We start from the raw sequence: 21,118 nt of genomic DNA on the forward strand, positions 1-21,118 counted from the left end.
GGAAACACATAATGACGATTAAATTTAATAAATCTGAAGCATTTAATAAAGCAAAAGCAAAATTGACGGACACTTTAACTAACGCGGAAAGTACAGAACAAGAACAAACGTCAGCGTTTGAAGGTTTCTTTGATGCACTACAAACAGATGTAGCAAATACGGTCCGTGAACAAGTAAATAACGATATGCTTGATCGTTCAATTTTACAGCAACGTGGTCAAAATGTTTTAACTTCAGCAGAAACAAAATTCTTCAATGCAGTTGTTAAAGAAGGTGGATTTACAGATGGCTCAATCCTTCCTGTAACGACTCAAGAGCGTGTGTTTGAAGATTTAGTTACAGAACATCCCTTATTAGCTGAAATTGGTTTGCAAGATTTAGGAGCAGTTACGAAGTTTATTTACTCTGATGCAACGAAGGCGTATGTATGGGGCGAATTATTCGGGGAAATCCGTGGGCAAATTGATGCTATCTTCAAACAAGAAAAAATTGGCCAACTTAAATTAACTGCATTTGCAGCAATTCCAAATGATATGAAGGAACTTGGCCCGGAATGGATTGAACGTTATGTTCGAACTGTTTTAGTAGAAACATATTCAGTCGGTCTAGAATTTGGCTTTATTAATGGTGGCGGATCTGTAGCACATCAACCAGTTGGTTTAATGAAAGATGTAAATCCAGAAACAGGCGCTGTTACTGATAAAAAATCTTCTGGTAAACTAACATTTGCTCCGTCTGATAAAGGGGTAATTGTAGCAGGCGAACTTTATGAAGTAGTAAAAGCTTTATCTGTTGATGCAAAAGGGAAATCCAGAAAAGTATTAAATAAAATTGTAATGGTAGTTAACCCGATTGATGCGATTGGCGTACAAGCACGTAATACAATCCAGACCGCAACAGGTCAATGGGTAATGGCATTGCCTTATAACATTAAACCTGTCGAGTGTGAGGAAGTTCCTGTTGGTAAAGCATTATTCTTTGTAAAAGGACAATATATTGCTGCAATCGCAGGTGGATACAAGCTAAAAGAATTTGATCAAACATTAGCTTTCGAAGATGCTACTCTTTATACAATTAAACAATTTGCTAATGGGAAACCAAAAGATAATAAAGCGGCTCTTGTTTACGATTTAGCAATTTCATTTACACCACCTGCAGAAACAAAATCTAAATAAAGGGTGAAACGAATGAGAAACGCAACGATTTCAGATGAAATATTGCAAGAGTTCAAAGAAAGGATGCACTTAGGAGATGAGGAAGACGATAACCTAAAGCGTATCCTTTCAACGTCCAATAAGGCTTTATTAAGAGTTTGTGGCGATTATGGTTTAAATAATAACGAGGAGTTCAAGGAATTAGTCTTTGAACGCTCTCGTTATGCCTATAACGATGCCTTAGAGTATTTTGACAAGAATTTTTTAAGTCAGATTAATAGTTTAGGTGTTGATAAAGCGTTAGAAGAAATTAAATTGGATGGTGATTAATATGCGTCCTTTTCAGTATAAGAAACCATTGAATACGGGAGATTTTCGCAATCGAATTCGTATCGAAAAACCTGTAGTAATAAAAGATGAATTAAACCAAGTAATCGAAACATCTTGGCCAGAATTTAAAAAAGCCTGGGCGATGATAAAAACAGTGAAAGGATCTGAGTACATTGAAGCTTCCGCTTCACAAGCTACACGAGTTTATCGATTCGTAATCCCATACACTTCTGGTATTACGGAAGAAATGCGAATTAATATGAAAGGTCGTATCTTTGATATCATCGAACCGCCAATGAATGATGATGAAATGAATCAAACATTGACTATAATCGCAAAGGAGTATGTTTAATATGAATGATTTTGCGGGAGAGCTCGCTAGAGAATTACAAAGATATGCAAATGTTGTAGAAGAAGAATTGATAAATGCACAAGAAGATGTAGCTGATATCGCTGTAGGTAAGTTAAGACAGAATAGTCCTAAGAAAACAGGTGGTTATCGTAAAGGTTGGCGAAAGAAAAAAGTTGATAAAGCCATTGTTATCCATAATACAAAGGGACAATTAACGCATCTTTTAGAAAATGGCCATGCGAAAACTGGTGGTGGCCGCGTACTGGAAAAAGTGCATATTCGTCCTGTTGAAGAGTATGTAATTGATGAATTGCCGAAACGTATTGAAAGGGCAATTGAATCATGACATTAACATTAGGAGAATTTATAAAAATCCTTGAAGCTACAGGTTATCCTGTGGCTTATTCGCATTTCACAGCAACACCAGGGAATCCAGTTCCAGCGCCACCGTATATCTGTTTTCTTGTGGATGGGTCAGCAAATTTAATGGCTGATAACAAGGTGTATCACAAGATAAATGATGTAAATATAGAGCTTTATACAACTAAGAAAGATTTAGTTGCGGAAGCCAAGCTAGAACAAGTCCTAGATGATCACGAGATTCCTTATGGCTCGTATGGGACTTTTATTGAATCTGAAAATATGTATCAAAAATTTTATGAAACGAGGTTGATATAAATGAATGAAAATAAAGTAGCATTTGGTTTAAAGAATGTCCATTATGCGCTTTTCGATATTAAAGATGGTGTAGTTACATTTAATACACCAATTCCATTACCTGGTGCGGTTGAATTAACGTTTGATCCACGAGGGGATTTAATTGAATTTTACGCTGATGACATGCTTTATTACGCTGCAAGTAATAACCAAGGGTATGATGGAACGCTTTCTATTGCGACTATTCCGGAACAATTTGCAATTGATGCATTAGGAGAGGAATTAGACGAAGAAGATGGTGTGTTAAATGAGTTAGCCGATGCGAAAGGAAAATCATTTGCATTATTATTTGAATTTGATGGTGATGTACGAGCAACTCGACACGTTATGTTTAACTGTTCTGCAAGTCGTCCAACACTTGCATCTAAAACGAAAACAAATTCAGCAGAGCCAAATACAAATGAACTTAAATTTGTATCCAGTCCTATTGATATTAATGGAAAACGTATGGTTAAAACGAAAACTACTACTAAATCAAAAACAGATATTTATAATAATTGGTACAAAAAAGTGTATACAAAAGTACCTGCATTACCAAAAGGAGCGTAAGTAAATGGAAAAGACAATTACAATAGACGGAAAACAGGTCAAATTAAAAGCTAATGCAGCATCAGCCAAGCGATATAAGGCGCAATTTAGACGGGATTTATTTGCCGATATGTTTAAATTAGGAGCTATAGGTACATTCGCTTCGCAAGATGCAACAGAAGGTACTATTGATTTTTCTAACTTAGATTTCGACAAGGTAGATTTTGAAGTTTGTTACGATTTAGTTTGGTTATACGCTAAAACAGCTGATCCTGAAATTCCAGACCCGATGACTTGGTTAGAAGGATTTGATGAGTTTCCTATTTACGATATAATGCCGGAAATTAATGAGATGGTTCAAAAAACAATGGGAGCAAAAAAAAAGTAAAGAAAATTAATGGAGAGCAAGGGACCTTAGGTGATGAAGAATTAAGCACTGAATTGTTCCTTGCTCTTTGTTATGAAGCAAAGCTCACATATTGGGACTTAGAAGTGATGACGATTGGTGATTGTTTTGATTATATCGCTGAGTATGCTGAAATGAAAAATCCAGGAAAAGAAAAAGTTCGAAAAGCAACTCAAGAAGACTTTAATGCTTTCTAAGAAAAAGGGGTGAGATAATGGCGGGAGGAAAAATTAAAGGAATTACGATTGAAATTGGAGGGAATACGCAGCCGTTACAAAATGCCTTAAAAGACGTGAATAAGCAAAGTGATTCTTTGACTAAAGAGTTAAAAGATGTTGAACGTTTATTAAAGTTTAATCCCGGTAACGTTGAGGCACTTGCTCAAAAGCAACAGTTGCTTACACAACAAATTGAAAAAACTACACAAAAGCTCGATAAATTAAAAGAAGCGGAGCAACAGGTTCAAGAGCAATTTCAAAATGGGAAAATCTCAGAAGAGCAGTATCGCGCATTTAGGCGTGAAATTGAATTTACACAAGGGTCACTTGATGGTCTGAAAAACAAGCTCGGTAATATGAAAGCCGAACAAGAAAATGTGGCAAGTTCAACACGACAATTAGAAACTTTATTTAGTGCTACAGGAAAAAGTATTGATGATTTTGCGAGCGCATTAGGTAATCGTCTTGTAAATGCAATTAAAAGTGGATCGGCTACAAGTCGACAGTTAGAACAAGCAATTGGTCTTATTGGTCGTGAAGCTTTAGGAACTGAAGCTGATATTGAAAAATTACAACGTGCCCTCCGATCTGTGGATGCCGGAAACTCTATTCAACAAGTACAAAATGAGTTAAGAGACTTACAACAAGAAGCTGGCAGAACCGAGAAGAAGTTTGAAGGTCTAAAAGTAGGATTAGAGAATGTTCTCGGTGGATTAGCAGCTGGTGGTGGAATTGCGACAGCTGTTGAAAAAGCACTTGATATTTCAAAATTGAAAACCAAAATTGATATATCTTTTGATGTCCCTGAATCCTCGAAAAAATCAGTAGAAGAAGCAATAAGAGGAGTAACAGCTTATGGAGTGGATGCTGAAGAATCACTTGCTGGTGTACGTAGGCAATGGGCTTTAAATAAAGATATTAGTGATGAAGCGAATGCATCTATCGTTAAAGGTGCAGCAACAATCGCGCAATCCTATGAAGGTATAGATTTTACAGAGTTGATTCAAGAAACCTATGAAATAGGAAATGAATTAGGAATAACGCAAGATAGTGCTCTTGGTATGGTTGATGCTTTGTTAAAAATGGGATTTCCGCCAGAACAGTTAGACATCATTGCTGAATATGGTAGCCAGCTAACCCGTGCAGGCTTTAAAGCTGAGGAAGTCCAAGCGATTATGGAAGCTGGTGTTGAAACTGGTAGCTGGAATATTGATAATCTTTTAGACGGACTGAAAGAAGGGAGGATTCAATTAAGTGAATTCGCACAAGGAGCTGATAAGGCTTTAAAAGAAGCGCTTGACGGTTCTGGTATTGCGACTGAACAAATAGAAAAATGGGGAGCATCTGTCGCTAAAGGCGGAAGAGATGGCGCAGCAGCGATGGTAGAAGTAGCTAAAGCTATTGACGGAATAGAAGACCCAGTTAAGAAAAATCAGGTTGGGGTCAAAGTTCTAGCCACTATGTTTGAAGATCAAGGTCAAAATTTAACAAACACTTTAATTGAAGCTTCTAAGAAAACAAAAGATCTTCAACAAAACCAAGACAACTTAAATGAATCTGTTAAAAAATTAGATGCAAATCCAGCAGTAAAGTTCCAAAAAGCGATGGGCGATTTACAAATGGCTCTTGAACCTATACTAGGAGTAATTGCTGATGTTGTTGCTAGTATTGCTGATTGGATTTCTAATAATCCAGAATTAGCAGCGACCTTAGCAGCAGTTGCAACGGCTATTGGGGTAATTTCAGGGGCACTTATGGCAATTGCACCAATAGTTATGGCGGTCATGGGTGTATTTGAAATCGGAGCCGCCGCCGCACTAGGCATAGTTGCAATAGTTCCTATTATCATAGCGGCTATAGTTGCTCTAGGAGTGGCTATTTATAAAAACTGGGATGATATTAAAAATTGGACAATAGAAGCATGGGATTCTATTAAAGAGTACTTAGTAGAGCTTTGGGACGAGATATCCCAGTCCTGTAGTGAAGCATGGTCTTCATTTTTAGAAGCAATGCATGAATTTTTTGATCCGATAGGTCAATTTTTTAGTGATTTATGGGAGGGTGTGAAGCAGGCGTGTAGCGATGCATGGAATTCTACTGTTGAATTCTTTTCTGAAGCATGGTCTTCTTTCATAGAAATGATGCATAGTTTCTTTGATCCGATAGGTGAATTCTTTAGTAGTTTATGGTCTGGGATTGTTGAAACTGCTTCCTCTTGGTGGTCCTCTTTAGTTGAAACAGCATCTGAATTGTGGGGAACATTAACGCAAGCATGGCAAGAAACATGGGATACAATTCTTACTGTTTTAGATCCAATTATTTCGGCAGTTTCTACCGTTTTAGAAGCTGGTTGGTTGTTAATACAGGCAGGTGCACAAATTGCATGGGCGGCAATCTGTCAATATATTATTCAACCGATTCAGGAAGCTTACGACTGGGTAAGTACACAAATCGGTGAAATGGTCACTTGGCTTGGTACACAATGGGAAATTGCAAAAGCTATGGCATAAATTGCTTGGGGACTATTTAAGCAATATATTATTCAACCTGTTCTAGACACTTGGAACTTAGTAAAAGAAAAGTTCAGTGATTTAGTTTCTTGGCTAAATTCACAATGGGAGACAGTTAAATCATATACATCAGCAGCATGGGGGTTATTTAAACAATATATTATAAAACCTGTACAAGATACTTGGAATTTAGTAAAAGAAAAGTTTAGTGATTTATCCAATTGGATGTTAGGAATTTGGGCGAAAATAAAAGGCTATACACTTGAAGCATGGAAGATGGTTTACACATATATCGTTGAACCAGTTATTTCAGCTTATAATTCTGCAAAAGAGAAATTCAATGATATGTACAATACAGCACGGGAAAAATTTGATTCTGTTAAGAATGCAGCTCAAGAAAAATTTGAAGCGGCAAAACATTTCATTATAGATCCAATTAAAGATGCAGTTGACAGTATAGAAAAATTTATTGGAAAGATTAAAGGATTCTTTAGTGACTTGAAGTTGAAAATTCCAAAACCAGAAATGCCACCTCTTCCACACTTCAGCTTACAAACAAGCACGAAAAATGTTTTAGGTAAAGATATTACATTTCCGTCAGGAATTAATATTGATTGGCGTGCAAAAGGCGGTATCTTTACTAAACCAACTATCTTTGGAATGAATGGCGGAAACTTGCAAGGTGCAGGAGAAGCGGGGCGAGAAGCAGTGCTTCCTCTGAATAAAAAGACACTTGGAGATATTGGTGCAGGAATTGTGGCAGCCATGCCACGACAACAATTTGCTATGCCGAGAGAAATAAATCAACTAATGGGTGACATGAGCCGTATAATGGCTAGTTCTGTGAGTCAATTATCAGGATTAAAGAGTGTCATGAGTGGTGTGTATGGAAGCATGTCAAATAGTAGACAAGCTATGGCAAGCAGCGTATCAAATCAAGTGATTAATTACGGATCTAGTTCATCTTCTAGTGGTGAAGTTATTCCAATGCTTGGTGGAGATTTAGTTATTGAAGTGCCTGTTAATTTAGAAGGAAGAGACGTGGCACGCGGTACTTATCGCTATACAACCGAGTATCAAGAAAGAGAAGCAAAAAGAAACTCAGCCTTTTAGGTTTGGGTTTCTTTTATTTTATAAAGAAATGAGGTGTTGGCATGAGTTCTTTTACTTTTAACAACCAACGAAAGGAGTACATTCAAATAGAAAAGGGATGGAGTCCACCAACATGGGCACCTCTAAAACGTAATTTCTTAAAAACACCTGGATATCCAGGTGCAAGATTATTAGGAACGGATACAGACCCTCGTCCACTTCCTGTCCCTGTAGGAATTATCGTTCCAGATGGAACAGAGTTAGAAACGTTAAAAGAAGAAATAGCAGCATGGTTAATTACAGAAGAAGCAGTTGAGCTAGTATTTGATGCAACTCCTGATCGAACATATTTAGCTATAATTGATGAAGATTTTAATCTTGATGATTTCGTTACGTTAGGTAAAGGTACTTTGAAGTTTATTTGTCCGATGCCTTATAAATTAGGACCCACCCGAACAGTAGAATTTCAAACAGGTGCACTGGGGTTAATGGCAAACGTTCAAAATAAAGGAACTGTTCATTCTAATCCTATTATTGAGATCGACATTACGAAACCAAACAATTTTTTAGATGTATGGTTTGAAGATAAATATTCAAAGGAACCGGATTATTTCCGTATTGGAGTGCCATTAAAAATGGAGCAATTGCCTGTAGAAAGAAATCAACGTCTTATATGGGATGAAATGTCCACAACTGTAGGGTGGAGTAAGGTTAGTTCTATGGAAGATGGTAATCCAGTTGGTGAAATGAAAACAGATAATTACCAATTCTATTGTTCGGACTATGGCTCGGGTAATGGATGGCATGGCGCAGCTGTTAAGAAGAGTATCCCTGGTGGGCCAGTACAAGATTTTATTATGCAAGCCCACGTTACATGTAAAAGTAAAAAGATCAATGAAATGGGACGAGTTGAGATAGCAATACTCGATGAAAACAGCAAAGTTCTTTCAAAAATTGCCATGAATGACCTCTATTGGCAAGCTGAACAAAATTTTGGAACGATGGTAATTGGATATGATAATAAGCCTGGAAAAACAGGTTTAATTTATGAGAGTGGTGATTATCCGAATACATGGAATCAGTATTATGGTAGGTTGTGGATTGCTAGAACCGGTAATGATTGGGAAGCTTATATTTCAAAATTTCTTCCTGGAACAGAAAAAGATGATTCAGAACGCTTTGCAAGATGGACCGATAAAGACAATAAACATATGGAAAAAGCGGCTCAAATACAGATTAGTATCATGCAGTGGCAAGATGTTCCGCCAGTAGAAGCCATGACAGTTTCGGATTTGAAATTTTGGAAAGTGAATTTAAATAATCAAAATACACCGCCTTATATAGTCGATGTTGGTGACAAAGTCGTAATTGATACAGAAAATAGTCATGTAATGATTGAAGGGAAGGATGCGATTAATATTAAGGACATTTTCAGTAATTTTCCTATCATTAATAAAGGTATGAATACACTAGAAATCATGCCTTCTGATATCGGAACAGCAAAGGTTAAATATAGGGAGCGGTTTAGATGAGAACACCAAGTGGAGTCTTACATATTATTGATTTTAAAACCAGTCAAATCGTTTCAGCTATACAACCAAAAGATTATTGGGATGATAAACGTCATTGGGAAATCAAGAATAATATCGATACTTTAGAGTTTAAAGTATTTGATAACACGAAATATGCAGCAACACTTATGCAACAAAACTTAGTATTAAAAGAAGTAAGAGATGGGCGTATTGTTCCGTATGTAATCACTGAAGTAGAAAAAGACCCTGACGATAGATCCGTAATTGCTTATGCATCAGGTGCATGGATTAATCTTGCTAAAGATGACTATATTCTTCCGCAGAAAATTGAAGGTAAGACAGTAAATGAATTTATGGATGTTGCTCTTGTAGGTACAAAATGGAAGCGTGGTAAAACGGAGTATGCTGGATTTCATTCTATGACTATTGATGAATTTATAGATCCATTGAGTTTCTTAAAAAAGATAGCTTCCCTATTTGAACTAGAAATTATATACCGTGTTGAAGTGGTTGGTTCTCGAATTGCAGGTTGGTATGTAGACATGGTGAAAAAAAGAGGAAGAGAAACAGGAAAGGAAGTCAAGTTAGGTAAAGATTTAGTTGGAATTAAACGTATTGAAAACTCACAAAACATTTGTACAGCTTTAATTGGCTTTATCAAGAAAGAAGGTGGAGAAGTTCTCACTATCTCAGATATAAATAAGGGTATCCCATATATTGTGGATAACGATGCATTTCAACGTTGGAATGAAAAAGGTAAACACAAATTTGGATTTTATACTCCAGAAACAGAAGAAGAGATAACACCAGAACGCTTATTGACTCTTATGAAAACAGAGTTAGCAAAACGCGTGAATACCTCTGTCTCTTATGATGTTCAAGCACAAAGTATAGGGCGTGTATTTGGACTGGCTCACGAGTTAATCAATGAAGGAGATACAATCCGAATTAAAGATGTTGGATTCACACCTAAGCTTTATTTAGAAGCAAGGGCAATCGCTGGTGATGAATCACATACTGATCCTTCGCAAGATAAATACGCATTTGGTGATTATCGTGAGATTACAGATTTAAATGAAGAACTACGAAAGATTTACAATCGTATTCTTAGTTCACTAGGAAGTAAGCAAGAACTGATAGATCAGTTAGATGAATTAGTGAAAAATGCAAATGAAACAGCTAATAATGCTAAGAGAGAATCAGAAGTAGCAAAAACACTGGCTGAAAAAGTTCAAGAGAATCTTAAAAATAATACAGTAAATATAATTGAAGCTAAAAATCCACCGACTGATAACCTTATAATAGGCAAGACGCTATGGCGAGATATTAGCGACGGTAAACCAGGTATTTTAAAAGTGTGGAACGGTAAAGGTTGGGAACTCCTTATTCCTGATGTAGAGTCAGTAAAACAAGAAACACTGAAACAGGTTAATAAAGATATTCAGCTCACAAAAGAAGAATTAAACAAAAAAGTGGAAGAAGCGCAAAGTGAAACCAATGGACAATTTAATAAAGTAACAGAAAATCTTCAAGAAGTTACAAGAACGATTAAAAATGTACAAAGCTCTCAAGGTGAAATTAATAAAACTGTCTCTGAAATGAAACAAACCAACGAAGGTTTTACTAAATCTATTGAGTTATTAACAAAAAAAGACGGTGAAATCACTGAAAAGTTTAATACAGTAGAAGAGACGTTCAAAGGTACAAAAAAGACAATCTCTGAGGTGCAGCAAACAACAAATGCTTTAAAGAAAACCACAACTGAAATTACAGAAAAGGCTGGTCAGACTAGTGAGAAGTTGGAGAGTGTAGAAAAGAAAGTTAATAACGATAAAGCTGGAGGACGTAATCTGTTATTAGATTCAAATGCTAAATACGAAAAAACAGATTATCTAATCAATCCATATTCTCTAACCGAAAATTTCTCTACAGGTGAAGAATATACATTTGTAATTAAAGGTAGCGTTCCGAAGGGACAGAAGTTCGGGATTTGGCAAAATGGTGGTTCGAATAATGTTGGATATGCAACAAGTGTTTATGCGAATGGAATTGCCTATGTAACTTTTAAAGCTGTAGCAGCAACGAGTGGAAATGAAAGAAAGTTGAGTCTGTATAACTTTCCAAGTAACACTACAAAAGCCATTGTAGAATGGGTTGCTTTATATAAAGGGAATAAGCCACAGGATTGGACACCAGCACCAGAAAATCAAGTAACGAGTGATGAATTTACTAAGAAAACAACCGAGATTGAAAAAAGTGTGGATGGTATTAAAGAAAATATTAAAACAGTAGAAAAAACACAAACTTCTTTCAATGAACGTGTTAACACTGTAGAAAAGAACGCAGAAGGAACAACTGCAAGTGTTAAGAAATTACAGGAAACACAAACTGAGCAAAGTAAAACACTTAGTGAGGCTACTACAACAATAGGTCAACATTCTGAAGCATTGAAATTAACAATGAAAAAGAAAGATGTTGAGGATTATGTAGGCGGTTTAGGTACTGTTAACGAGTTGCGTGATGCTGATTTTAAGTTAGGACAGAAATATTGGTTTTGGAATAGTGGTAATGGGGCTATCGGTTCTGTTGATACGAATTTAAAATACAAAGGTATGAAGACATTTTCAATTACTGCCACTGGCCAGACTCAAGATCGTTGGTGGGGACTTACAAGTCAATTCATTGAGTGTCAGGTTAACGAAGAATTTGTTGCATCAGGTTATTTCAATACTGATGGGAAAACACCTATTGATAGTGGCGGCGCATTTATTGAAATTGAATGGTGGACTGCTGACAAAAAAACTCGCATTAAAACAGCTAGAACGAATATCAAGGTTGTAAATCATACATGGATTCGTGCTGTATGTACAGATAAAGCACCAGCCAATGCAGCGTTTGTGAGATGGCGTTATTACGTTACAAGAAATGGGCGTTTATGGTGTGCTGCACCTATGTTACAACGTGGCACGATAGCTACAGAATTTTGGTTACATCCGAAAGATCAAACCGATGTTGATAAAATGCTAGAAGATATAGCTAATAGAGTAGCTACTGAGAAATACAATCAGAAAGTTACAGAGTTAGAAAGAAGTATTAGTGCTACTGAAAAAGGCGTTTCAATCATCTCTGGAAAACAAGAAACGTTTATAAATGAGACTTATAATGCCTATGTAAAGAAAACGGAATCTAAGTTAGAAGTGTTAGATGGAGGGATTTTAGCTCAGATTTTAAAGGACGGCATTGTCACTGCGATCAATATGTCCCCTGGGAAAATTACAATCAATGCTGCAAAATTAGATGTTAATGCAGATACAATGGTCAAATGGCTGACAGCAAAAGGCATTGATACGAATCTTATTAGAATTAACGGTGACAAGATAACCATTGATAAAGATGGTGTAACTGTTAAAATGCTAGACTTCCTATTCCAAGACGAATGGGGAACAAAAACAACTGCAGTATCAAGACGAAACCTAATAGCAGATCCCGACTTTTCTAGTGTTACAAAGAAAAACATTGGACATAACGATTATTATGGGTTTGAAGGTGGATACGGTCTTACTTGGAGGTCATGGGGAAATGTCGTAATAGAAAAGAATACACATATATTCGATTACGAGCAAATGGTGAATGCTACAAGGGTAGACATGTATAATTATCCAGAAGCAATCGTGAATAATGGCATACATCCCGGAAATGAATACACAGTATCTGCTCACTTTAGAGCATCTATGATAAATGGTGTACGTAAAACAGGGAAACCACGCTTGCATGTATGTTGTGTTAAATTCCGAGACAATGTAAGTTACGATATATGGAATGAACAAAAAATGGACTTTCCTGAGCCGTCTACATTTTATGGAGAAATTAGAAGATATTCATTTACCTTCAAAGTGCCGAAAAACTATATTCCACAACAACATGCATTGATTATTAAAGTTTGTTCAGGAAGTGCTGACATGAGACAAGGGACAGCACTTTGTGTAAGTGGTGTAACGCTATACAGTGGCAAATATGCATCTATGTATAATTGGGATCGTGCTGCAGCAGAAAGAGCGGATGGTATTCAGCCATTTAACGCACTTGCTGTAGGTGGTGTGAATAATAATATAAAACCAGCAGCAGACGGACAAACGTTTGATATAAGTACAGAAAAGGATGTAAAAGTTTTTTCTAATATAAGGGCGATGCAAGGAATTAATTTAGGCGGCGGTGGATTCCAACAATGGGGACATATTCGTTTTGTAGAAGGAAACCGAGGGTTAGGATTCTATGTCTGTAACTCAAATGGATGGCACTTTAATAGTTTGGGATAAGGAAGAAAGGAGTAATAGTATATGAATCAGAATTCAGCTGTTACAACTCCACAACGTGGGGATGTAACACCGTTTATGGGATATTTAGTAGAGTTGGAAAGATCTGAAACTGGAATTTTTGTAAACATCCCTATTAATGTATTAAATAATGCAGGGCTTTCAAATGGCATGAATAAAGTTGAGGTATGGAGGGAACTTGATGGAACTATAAGCTTTAGAATCGCAACAAGATGCGAAATCTGTAAACGTGGAGCACGTCTATATGAACTAGATATGGGATTTGCAAAAAAGCATATTTGTATAGAATGTTATACATCGCTTACGGGGAATTATCCATCACAGCAACCACCAACTAATGAAAATACAACGCAAATAGAGCAGCCATAAGCTGGTCTTTTTTTATTGTCAAAAAAGGAGATGAGAACAGTGGAAGATGCAATTTTCAACTCAGTTATTCAACAAGGTGCATTTGCAGCGTTATTTGTGTGGATGCTATTTACTACGCAAAAAAAGAATGAGCAGCGTGAAGAAAAGTATCAACAAGTAATTGATAGAAACCAACAAGTCATAGAAGAGCAAGCAAAGGCTTTTGGATCTATCTCTAAAGATGTAACAGAAATCAAACAAAAACTATTTGAAGGAGATGTTCAATAATGGGGTATATCGTCGATATTTCAAAATGGAATGGTAATATTAACTGGGATGTAGCAGCACTGCAATTAGACTTAGTAATTGCTAGGGTACAAGATGGTTCTAACGTAGTTGATCATATGTATCAAAGTTATGTTGGTGAAATGAAAAAACGTGGTGTTTCTTTTGGTAACTATGCGTTTTGTCGATTTGTTTCTGAAAATGATGCACGTGTAGAAGCTCGCGACTTTTGGAATCGTGGAGATAAAGATGCATTGTTTTGGGTAGCGGATGTGGAAGTGAAAACAATGGGGAATATGTTAGCTGGAACGTTAGCTTTTATCGATGAATTACGCCAGTTAGGTGCTAAAAAGGTTGGGCTATATGTTGGTCATCATACATATAAAGAGTTCCAAGCGGATAAAGTAAACGCTGATTTCGTATGGATTCCTCGATATGGTGGGAATAGACCAGCTTATCCATGTGATATCTGGCAATACACAGAGACAGGTAATGTACCTGGTATCGGTAAGTGTGATTTGAACCAATTGATTGGCGGTAAACCGTTATCTTGGTTTACAGGAGAGGAACATACAAAACAATCTGTTGCTAATGGTGGCTATCAATATGTTAAATCTGGTGGGTTTGGCATTTCACTGGTTCAGGAAGTCGTAAATGCTATGAATGAGCGTGGAACAAAAGGGAAGGTTATCTCTGATCCATTAACTGGTTTAGCGTACTTACAAACTGAAGTACTGCCTAATGGTGAACTTGATAAGATTACAGCTTGGATGGATGAAAGAAACTGGTGGTACGAGTACATTAAAAAATAAACATTGAAAGCCATCCTGTTGGGCGGCTTCTTTTAATTTATATTTACTAATTCATCATATCTAAACTGAGTATTTAAGCCGAAAGCACCCGTACAATATAAAGAACACGATTTAAAAGGAAAAAATTACTGAATTATGACTTATAACGTCTATATTTCTATAAAATAAAAAAAGGCCAGCTTATATAGGCTGGCTCTTTTTTTATGGATGATATACTCCGTGAGAGTAATGATAAACTGTTTTTTCATTTGCTTTTGAAATCGGATTAGTTTTGTTAGGACCATTGTAATAACCAAGATTCACAATATCGTAGTAGTGTGTTGATCTTGAAGCCCAGAAAGAATAATTCCCCTTACCACTAGGCATTTCCACTGAACCTTCAAATGCGCCATTTGCTCCTACAGTACATAAAATATCTTTTTTAGCAAAATTTAGTGCGCCATCGAAGTAAATGTAAAAAGTTGTACCAGCAGGTACTGCTTGTCCATTTGCGTCATATGCATATCCTTTGAATGTTGTGTTTTTATATGCATAAACTCGATACTTTTTACCTTGCCCATAGTCGATATACTCATTGTTTCCGATGTTAGTAATTTGCACTTTGTCGACAAGTGGTGTGTTTTCAGCTGCACTTGCATTATTGCTTGGTAAAATAAAGCCAAATACTACTAATCCAATTAGCATAAGTGAAGTTAAAATTTTCTTCATAATCACATCTCCTATAATATTTTTTACACCCTAAATTTTACAGGGGTTAAATGTAAATTACAACATTTATATATATTATAACAATATGCAATGTTGCATATTGTTAATGGTGCCAAATATAAATTACACAATAGCAAAGGGATACTATGTAACGGCAAATGAAGTCTATGCATATACTAAATATTTCATAGAAAAGAATAGTTTTATGAACTAAAATTATTATCTGGTTCTATATGTAGATAATTATATATTGATTTTCATCTTTATAAATGTTAGGGTAAATATACACCGTTTCTTATTTATCTATGAGTACTGTCTGTAGAACGAATAGAATAATTTGAAAAAAATCCCCTTTTGCACCTATATGCAGAAGGGGATTTTAATATTTATGAGATTTAAAATTTACTTTTAGATAATGCTTTAAGTATTGGCTTTACAATTAAACTTATTAAACGAAAGCCTTTAAATATAGAGCGTACAACTTTCAAGGAATGTTCCTCCTAGTTGATGTTAATAAATGTATCATTATATAAAAAATAGAGATATAAAAATTTTTCTTCCATTTATCTTGTTCTTTTAAATTCTTCTTTCTTTGCCCTTAGAATCTAGCAAAATAGCATAAAAATTAATTAAAAAAGACAATTATTCTATTTATAAAACTATTCACTAAATTATTACCTTGATTAATCTTTAGAATCCTCATCGCTCATAATATATTCGATATCTTCATCTGTAAATTCATTGCCTTTAAATACTGGATGCCCATTTGGATCGAGCATACCCATTACTTTTTTATCTCTATCAGACACAATTAGTGTATAGTCCTCCATAAGAAAAGGGTTTTTTGGTAAATCCACTAATATTCTCCAAGCTGGTCTTATATCATCATTGTTTCTATTTTCTTTCACAATTTTAAATGTATAAGCCTCATCAAAGAAAAGCTGGTTGATATCTTCATTAACTACTCCATCTAATTTATTTTTCTTATGATAATGTTTAGCAATTTCTATTGCTTCCTGAGGCTTTAACATTACATCTACAGTAATTTCATTTATTTTCCTATAATGTCTTGAAAAATCTTCTTGCTTTAATTTTATATAATTTTGAAATTCTTCAGTAGACAATTGTTTAAACTCTTCATCAGACATATTTTTATACTTATCTAAAGACATATAAAATTCTCCTTTTATTTATATTTCAATCTTAATCTTTCGATATATTCTATTGAATGGTCAATAGAAGCTTTATCAAATAAATGTTTATTTTTCATTACTTGTTCAAATACATATTCTTCTCTTTCTAACCTACTAAGATTCATATATTGCTCTTTTCCTATATCTAACCACTGCTCTGCATGAAAACCCTCATGATGCATATTTATGACGGATGGTTTTTTCTTTAAATATATATCCCCATTAACAAAATCAAACGCTGCTTCTACATTGTTTGGAAGAATTGTTCCTTTTTTATCTATATTAACTTTTATACCTAATTCTCCCCATTCCTTTTTATACGCTCGAATTTCCTTTCTAGTAGCTAAAGTTTCTCCAATTTCATTGGTTTGAATATTTACTTTTCTAAAATCCAAGTCAGCTCCGCTTGTTGCCTTATTAACTTCAGCTGTACTTTCAGCAAACTGATGAGTCAATAATTTTTCTTTAGATTGTTTAAGGGCATTGCTATCTGAGAAAGAGTCTACAATATTTCTTCCTGTATAAGCAAATTGATTTTTTGGCATTAGAATATTATTCAACATGTCAACGCTTTGCTTATACTTATCTAAAGTTATTACGTTTTTAGTGCCGTGTATAAAATTTACACTTTCACTAAGTTTTGAGGTTTTGCCTAACGTTGAAACTTTATCTACACCTTTTGTTCCTACGAATAATTCAGCGATTGCTAATTTAACTTGCATCTCTACATTTCCATACCATTTAGCTCTGCTATTCCAATCTCCATTTACAACATCTTGATTCCACGAATCAGAAATAGCTTGTTCTACAGCAGCAAATGTTTCGTCGATGTGAGAAAGAGCATACACAGCACCCTCAACACTATCTATTGGATGTAAAATTGTGTTTAATATTCCTTTAAGTTCATCTAACACCGCTTCATTCTGCCCTTTTTTGTAATTATAATATTGCCCGATAATAGGAGTGTTTTCTATCTGTCGAATAAACTTTTCGTACAAATGATCTATCGCTTCTACGTTATTTTCAACAGTATCTTTAAATTTATCGAACAACGATTCTTCTATAATATTACTTCCTTCAGAATGACGTTTTTTTTCTTCTGTAATCGCTTGGATAGAAGTTATCCACTCCATATTCAACCCTTGCGTACTAAATGTACCACTTGCAGGACTAAAGCCTTTTCCACTTTGAACTTCCGCCAAACCCATCGCAATGCTAGCGGCTAGTTGGAGTGCAGTATCATAATTATTACTAGAAGTATAATTAAATTCATATAGATGTTCTAATTTTTCTTGCAGTTTTTTCCTCATGACAGTAAAAAGATTCGCCATAGCGTCCATACCCGGGAGTGGCACAGCTTGATTGATGGCTTCTATACTTGTTTTCATTCGGTCAATTTCTCGAATTTGTTCTAGTAACTCTTGTTCAACGACATCCGTGGAAGCGACTTGTGATTGGAATTGACTTGGAAAAGCATCATTCTGACGAATTAACTCTTCACACAGATAAATGATTCCTTGTGCTAAAGGACGAAAGGTTTGTACAAAAAATGATTTTGCACTGCTATATGTTTGCCCTTGTAACACAGTATCCATTGCAAAAGCGTCAATCGACTGAATCGCTTGTTCCATACCTTGAATGGTAGCCGTACATACAGCATTCATACTTTGTGTTTGGGCATGTACTTCCCCTAAATACATATTTAAACTCAAAAATCTCCCCCCCTTTTATGCGAACAAGTAAATCATACCAATTAAAGGATATATATGTAAATATGCTGCTGTAGTAAACTCAATATCAAAGTAGAACTTTTCCATTTAATTACTAAAGTACCGTCTAATTCGTTTATGGGTACCTGTGAAGAATATGGTATACAAAATAAATTTACAGGATTTGAAATAAATATATAATAGAAGAAAAAAGAAATGTTTATATTGTCGCTACCATGTTGTCGTCAACCTCATGCGCCTAATGGCAACAAAAAACATCTACTTCGTTCCATTCGGTCAAGATGCACCAGAGAAAAAACCCAACTCAATGGTAGCTCGCATGGAGCTGCTGGAAGACACAGTATTAGAAGCACTGCAAGGAAAGCAATTGCAACCGGTGGTCGTAGAAAAATTCAGATATATGAATTAAAAAACGAAAAAAAACGGACAATTTTTGATGAAACCATCATTCTTACTGTAGAATATGATAAAATTAACGTTATTAAGATTAGAAGGGGTATTGTATACTCCTTCTGATTCTAAGTTATAGAAGGATTGGTATCTAGAAAGGGGCATAGTGATGGAAAAGCAAAAAACTTTTCATGTCGCTGTAGTTGGAGCAACCGGCGCAGTTGGTGAACAAATGTTAAATACTTTAGAGAAACGAGAATTTCCGATTGGGAAGTTAACGTTACTTTCATCTAAACGATCTGCAGGTAAGAAACTTGTATTTAAAGGCGAAGAATTTACAGTTCAAGAGGCAACTCCTGAAAGCTTTGAAGGAGTAGATATCGCACTATTTAGTGCTGGTGGATCTGTATCGAAACAATTAGCGCCAGAAGCAGCAAAACGCGGTGCGATTGTTGTTGATAATACAAGTGCATTCCGTATGACAGAAAACGTGCCACTTGTTGTACCTGAAGTAAATGAAAATGACTTAAAAGAACATAATGGCATTATTGCAAATCCAAACTGTTCTACAATTCAAATGGTAGTAGCTCTTGAGCCAGTTCGTCAGCAATATGGTTTAAAACGAGTAATCGTTTCCACATATCAAGCTGTATCAGGTGCTGGTGCGGCAGCTATTGAAGAACTTCATGAACAATCACAAGCAATCTTAAATGGCGAAGAAGTTAAGGCAAATGTTCTTCCTGTATCAGGTGATAAGAAGCATTTCCCAATTGCTTTTAATGCGATTCCACAGATTGATAAGTTCCAAGATAATGGATTTACATTTGAAGAAATGAAAATGATTAACGAAACGAAAAAAATTATGCATATGCCTGAATTAGAAGTAGCGGCAACATGTGTACGTTTACCAGTTGTATCAGGACACTCTGAGTCTGTTTACATCGAAGTAGAAAAAGAAGGCGTAACAGTAGCAGAATTAAAGAGCTTACTTGCAAATGCGGAAGGTATTGTTCTGCAAGATAATCCAGAAGAGCAGTTATATCCAATGCCAGCTACTGCAGTAGGTAAAAACGAAGTATTCGTTGGAAGAATCCGTAAAGATTTAAATAACGATAAAGGATTCCATCTTTGGGTCGTATCTGATAACTTATTAAAAGGCGCTGCATGGAATTCTGTTCAAATTGCAGAGCGCTTAGTAAAATTACAATTAGTGTAAACGGCTAAGAGAAGGTGCAAAATATGAAAATAATTGTTCAAAAATTTGGTGGCACATCAGTACGTGATGACAATGGACGTAAGCATGCGCTTCATCATATAAAAAAATCATTAGCTGCTGGTTATAAAGTAGTTACTGTCGTATCTGCTATGGGTCGTAAAGGTGAACCATATGCAACGGATACGTTATTAAGTCTTGTAAATCAAGAGGAATCTACTATTTCTAAACGTGAGCAAGATTTATTATTATCGTGCGGAGAGTTAATCTCTGCAATTGTTTTCTCTAATATGTTGAATGAGAACGGTATAAAAGCAGCAGCATTAAATGGTGCACAAGCTGGTTTTGTAACGAATGATGACTTTACGAATGCAAAGATTATTGAAATGAATTGCGATCGTATACATGAAGAGTTAGAAAATGTAGATGTAATCGTCGTTACAGGATTCCAAGGGCAAACGAAAAAAGGTGATACGACAACACTTGGACGCGGAGGTAGCGATACTTCAGCTTCAGCATTAGGTGTTGCGCTTCATGCTGAATACATCGATATATTCACTGATGTAGAAGGTGTTATGACTGCGGATCCTCGTATTGTAAAAGATGCACGTCATCTTCAAACTGTAACGTATAACGAAATTTGTAACATGGCTTATCAAGGTGCGAAAGTCGTTCATCCACGTGCAGTTGAAATTGCGATGCATGCAAAAGTACCGCTTCGTGTACGTTCTACGTATTCTGAGAGTGAAGGTACGCTTATTTCAGCATATGACGGTGCTACAAGAGGTCGTGATGTAGAAGAACGTCCTGTTACAGGTATTGCCCACGTATCAAACGTAACGCAAATTAAAGTGCTTGCAAAAGAAACGGCATATGATTTGCAGCAACATGTGTTTAAAGAAATGGCGAACGAAGGAATCAGTGTCGATTTAATTAACATTTCACCTACTGGCGTAGCATATACGGTGAGTGATAATGTATCAAGTCATGCAGTTAAATTATTAAAGAACCTTGGATATGAGCCAATTGTGACAGAGCATTGTGCGAAAGTATCTATCGTTGGAGCTGGAATGGCAGGATACCCAGGGGTTACTGCGAAAATCGTTACAGCTTTAGCAGAAAAAGGTATTCAAATTCTGCAATCGGCAGATAGTCATACAACAATTTGGGTTCTTGTAAAAGAAACTGATTTAGTGGAGGCTGTAAATGCATTACATAGTGCGTTTGAGCTTTCAAAAGAAAAGCAACTGGAACAATAAGGAGTGA

17 protein-coding genes and 2 pseudogenes are annotated in these 21,118 nt (G+C 35.8%); 16 read left to right on the forward strand and 3 right to left on the reverse strand.

Annotated features, from left to right (window positions below; genetic code table 11):
* Positions 1-11: 11 nt before the first annotated feature.
* The 13 genes and pseudogenes from ASE54_RS07625 (at position 12) to ASE54_RS07685 (ending at position 14,618) form a co-directional block, all read left to right on the forward strand.
* Positions 12-1,175: a phage major capsid protein gene (locus tag ASE54_RS07625; RefSeq protein ID WP_000152777.1), complete on the forward strand. Its 1,164-nt coding sequence runs from the start codon at positions 12-14 to the stop codon at positions 1,173-1,175.
* A gap of 12 nt (positions 1,176-1,187) precedes the next feature.
* Positions 1,188-1,484: a hypothetical protein gene (locus ASE54_RS07630; RefSeq protein WP_001243202.1), complete on the forward strand. Its 297-nt coding sequence runs from the start codon at positions 1,188-1,190 to the stop codon at positions 1,482-1,484.
* Between the two features lies 1 nt (position 1,485).
* Positions 1,486-1,836: a phage head closure protein gene (locus ASE54_RS07635; RefSeq protein WP_003310446.1), complete on the forward strand. Its 351-nt coding sequence runs from the start codon at positions 1,486-1,488 to the stop codon at positions 1,834-1,836.
* A gap of 1 nt (position 1,837) precedes the next feature.
* A complete protein-coding gene (locus ASE54_RS07640; protein WP_000997535.1) occupies positions 1,838-2,182 on the forward strand; it encodes an HK97 gp10 family phage protein in 345 nt (114 codons plus the stop codon).
* Positions 2,179-2,514, forward strand: coding sequence for a hypothetical protein (locus ASE54_RS07645; RefSeq protein WP_000176454.1), 336 nt, complete (start codon positions 2,179-2,181; stop codon positions 2,512-2,514). Before ASE54_RS07640 ends, ASE54_RS07645 begins: the two co-directional genes overlap by 4 nt.
* The gene (locus ASE54_RS07650) at positions 2,515-3,102 is read left to right on the forward strand and encodes a major tail protein (protein ID WP_001004907.1); all 588 of its coding nucleotides are present in this window, start codon (positions 2,515-2,517) and stop codon (positions 3,100-3,102) included.
* A gap of 4 nt (positions 3,103-3,106) precedes the next feature.
* Positions 3,107-3,469 carry a hypothetical protein gene (locus ASE54_RS07655; RefSeq protein WP_000415912.1) on the forward strand — a complete coding sequence of 121 codons (363 nt, stop codon included), beginning with the start codon at positions 3,107-3,109 and terminating at the stop codon, positions 3,467-3,469.
* Between the two features lie 232 nt (positions 3,470-3,701).
* Positions 3,702-7,328 (forward strand): annotated as a pseudogene (locus tag ASE54_RS07660) (DUF2207 domain-containing protein).
* A 41-nt stretch (positions 7,329-7,369) separates the two neighbouring features.
* The gene (locus ASE54_RS07665) at positions 7,370-8,839 is read left to right on the forward strand and encodes a distal tail protein Dit (protein ID WP_000094137.1); all 1,470 of its coding nucleotides are present in this window, start codon (positions 7,370-7,372) and stop codon (positions 8,837-8,839) included.
* On the forward strand, positions 8,836-13,155 hold the full coding sequence (locus ASE54_RS07670) for a phage tail spike protein (protein WP_001260218.1): 4,320 nt from the start codon (positions 8,836-8,838) through the stop codon (positions 13,153-13,155). Before ASE54_RS07665 ends, ASE54_RS07670 begins: the two co-directional genes overlap by 4 nt.
* A gap of 21 nt (positions 13,156-13,176) precedes the next feature.
* Positions 13,177-13,542 (forward strand): hypothetical protein, encoded by a 366-nt coding sequence (locus tag ASE54_RS07675; RefSeq protein ID WP_001075307.1) that lies wholly within the window; start codon positions 13,177-13,179, stop codon positions 13,540-13,542.
* 30 nt (positions 13,543-13,572) lie between these two features.
* Positions 13,573-13,809 (forward strand): BhlA/UviB family holin-like peptide, encoded by a 237-nt coding sequence (locus ASE54_RS07680; protein ID WP_001261076.1) that lies wholly within the window; start codon positions 13,573-13,575, stop codon positions 13,807-13,809.
* Complete coding sequence (locus tag ASE54_RS07685) at positions 13,809-14,618, forward strand: GH25 family lysozyme (RefSeq protein ID WP_000540632.1); 810 nt, start codon at positions 13,809-13,811, stop codon at positions 14,616-14,618. The genes ASE54_RS07680 and ASE54_RS07685 overlap by 1 nt, the downstream gene beginning before the upstream one ends.
* Before the next feature lie 201 nt (positions 14,619-14,819).
* On the opposite strand, the gene ASE54_RS07690 is transcribed toward ASE54_RS07685, so the two are convergent.
* The 3 genes from ASE54_RS07690 to ASE54_RS07700 all read right to left on the reverse strand — a co-directional run bounded on the left by ASE54_RS07690 (position 14,820) and on the right by ASE54_RS07700 (position 18,231).
* Positions 14,820-15,326 carry a hypothetical protein gene (locus ASE54_RS07690; RefSeq protein WP_000722940.1) on the reverse strand — a complete coding sequence of 169 codons (507 nt, stop codon included), beginning with the start codon at positions 15,324-15,326 and terminating at the stop codon, positions 14,820-14,822.
* A 683-nt stretch (positions 15,327-16,009) separates the two neighbouring features.
* On the reverse strand, positions 16,010-16,498 hold the full coding sequence (locus tag ASE54_RS07695) for a hypothetical protein (protein ID WP_000050864.1): 489 nt from the start codon (positions 16,496-16,498) through the stop codon (positions 16,010-16,012).
* A gap of 14 nt (positions 16,499-16,512) precedes the next feature.
* Positions 16,513-18,231 (reverse strand): zincin-like metallopeptidase toxin domain-containing protein, encoded by a 1,719-nt coding sequence (locus ASE54_RS07700; protein WP_000056017.1) that lies wholly within the window; start codon positions 18,229-18,231, stop codon positions 16,513-16,515.
* 241 nt (positions 18,232-18,472) lie between these two features.
* Here ASE54_RS07700 and spoVFB point away from each other — a divergent pair.
* From spoVFB to dapG, 3 genes and pseudogenes are all read left to right on the forward strand, one after another.
* Positions 18,473-18,658 (forward strand): annotated as a pseudogene (gene spoVFB, locus ASE54_RS33785) (dipicolinate synthase subunit B); the annotation flags it as partial.
* Between the two features lie 150 nt (positions 18,659-18,808).
* A complete protein-coding gene (asd, locus tag ASE54_RS07710) occupies positions 18,809-19,855 on the forward strand; it encodes an aspartate-semialdehyde dehydrogenase (protein WP_000414846.1) in 1,047 nt (348 codons plus the stop codon).
* A gap of 23 nt (positions 19,856-19,878) precedes the next feature.
* The gene (gene dapG / locus ASE54_RS07715; protein ID WP_000692456.1) at positions 19,879-21,111 is read left to right on the forward strand and encodes an aspartate kinase; all 1,233 of its coding nucleotides are present in this window, start codon (positions 19,879-19,881) and stop codon (positions 21,109-21,111) included.
* The last annotated feature ends 7 nt before the right edge of the window (positions 21,112-21,118 follow it).

The sequence above is a fragment of the Bacillus sp. Root131 genome (genome assembly GCF_001429475.1).
In the GTDB taxonomy this organism is placed as follows: domain Bacteria; phylum Bacillota; class Bacilli; order Bacillales; family Bacillaceae_G; genus Bacillus_A; species Bacillus_A thuringiensis_S.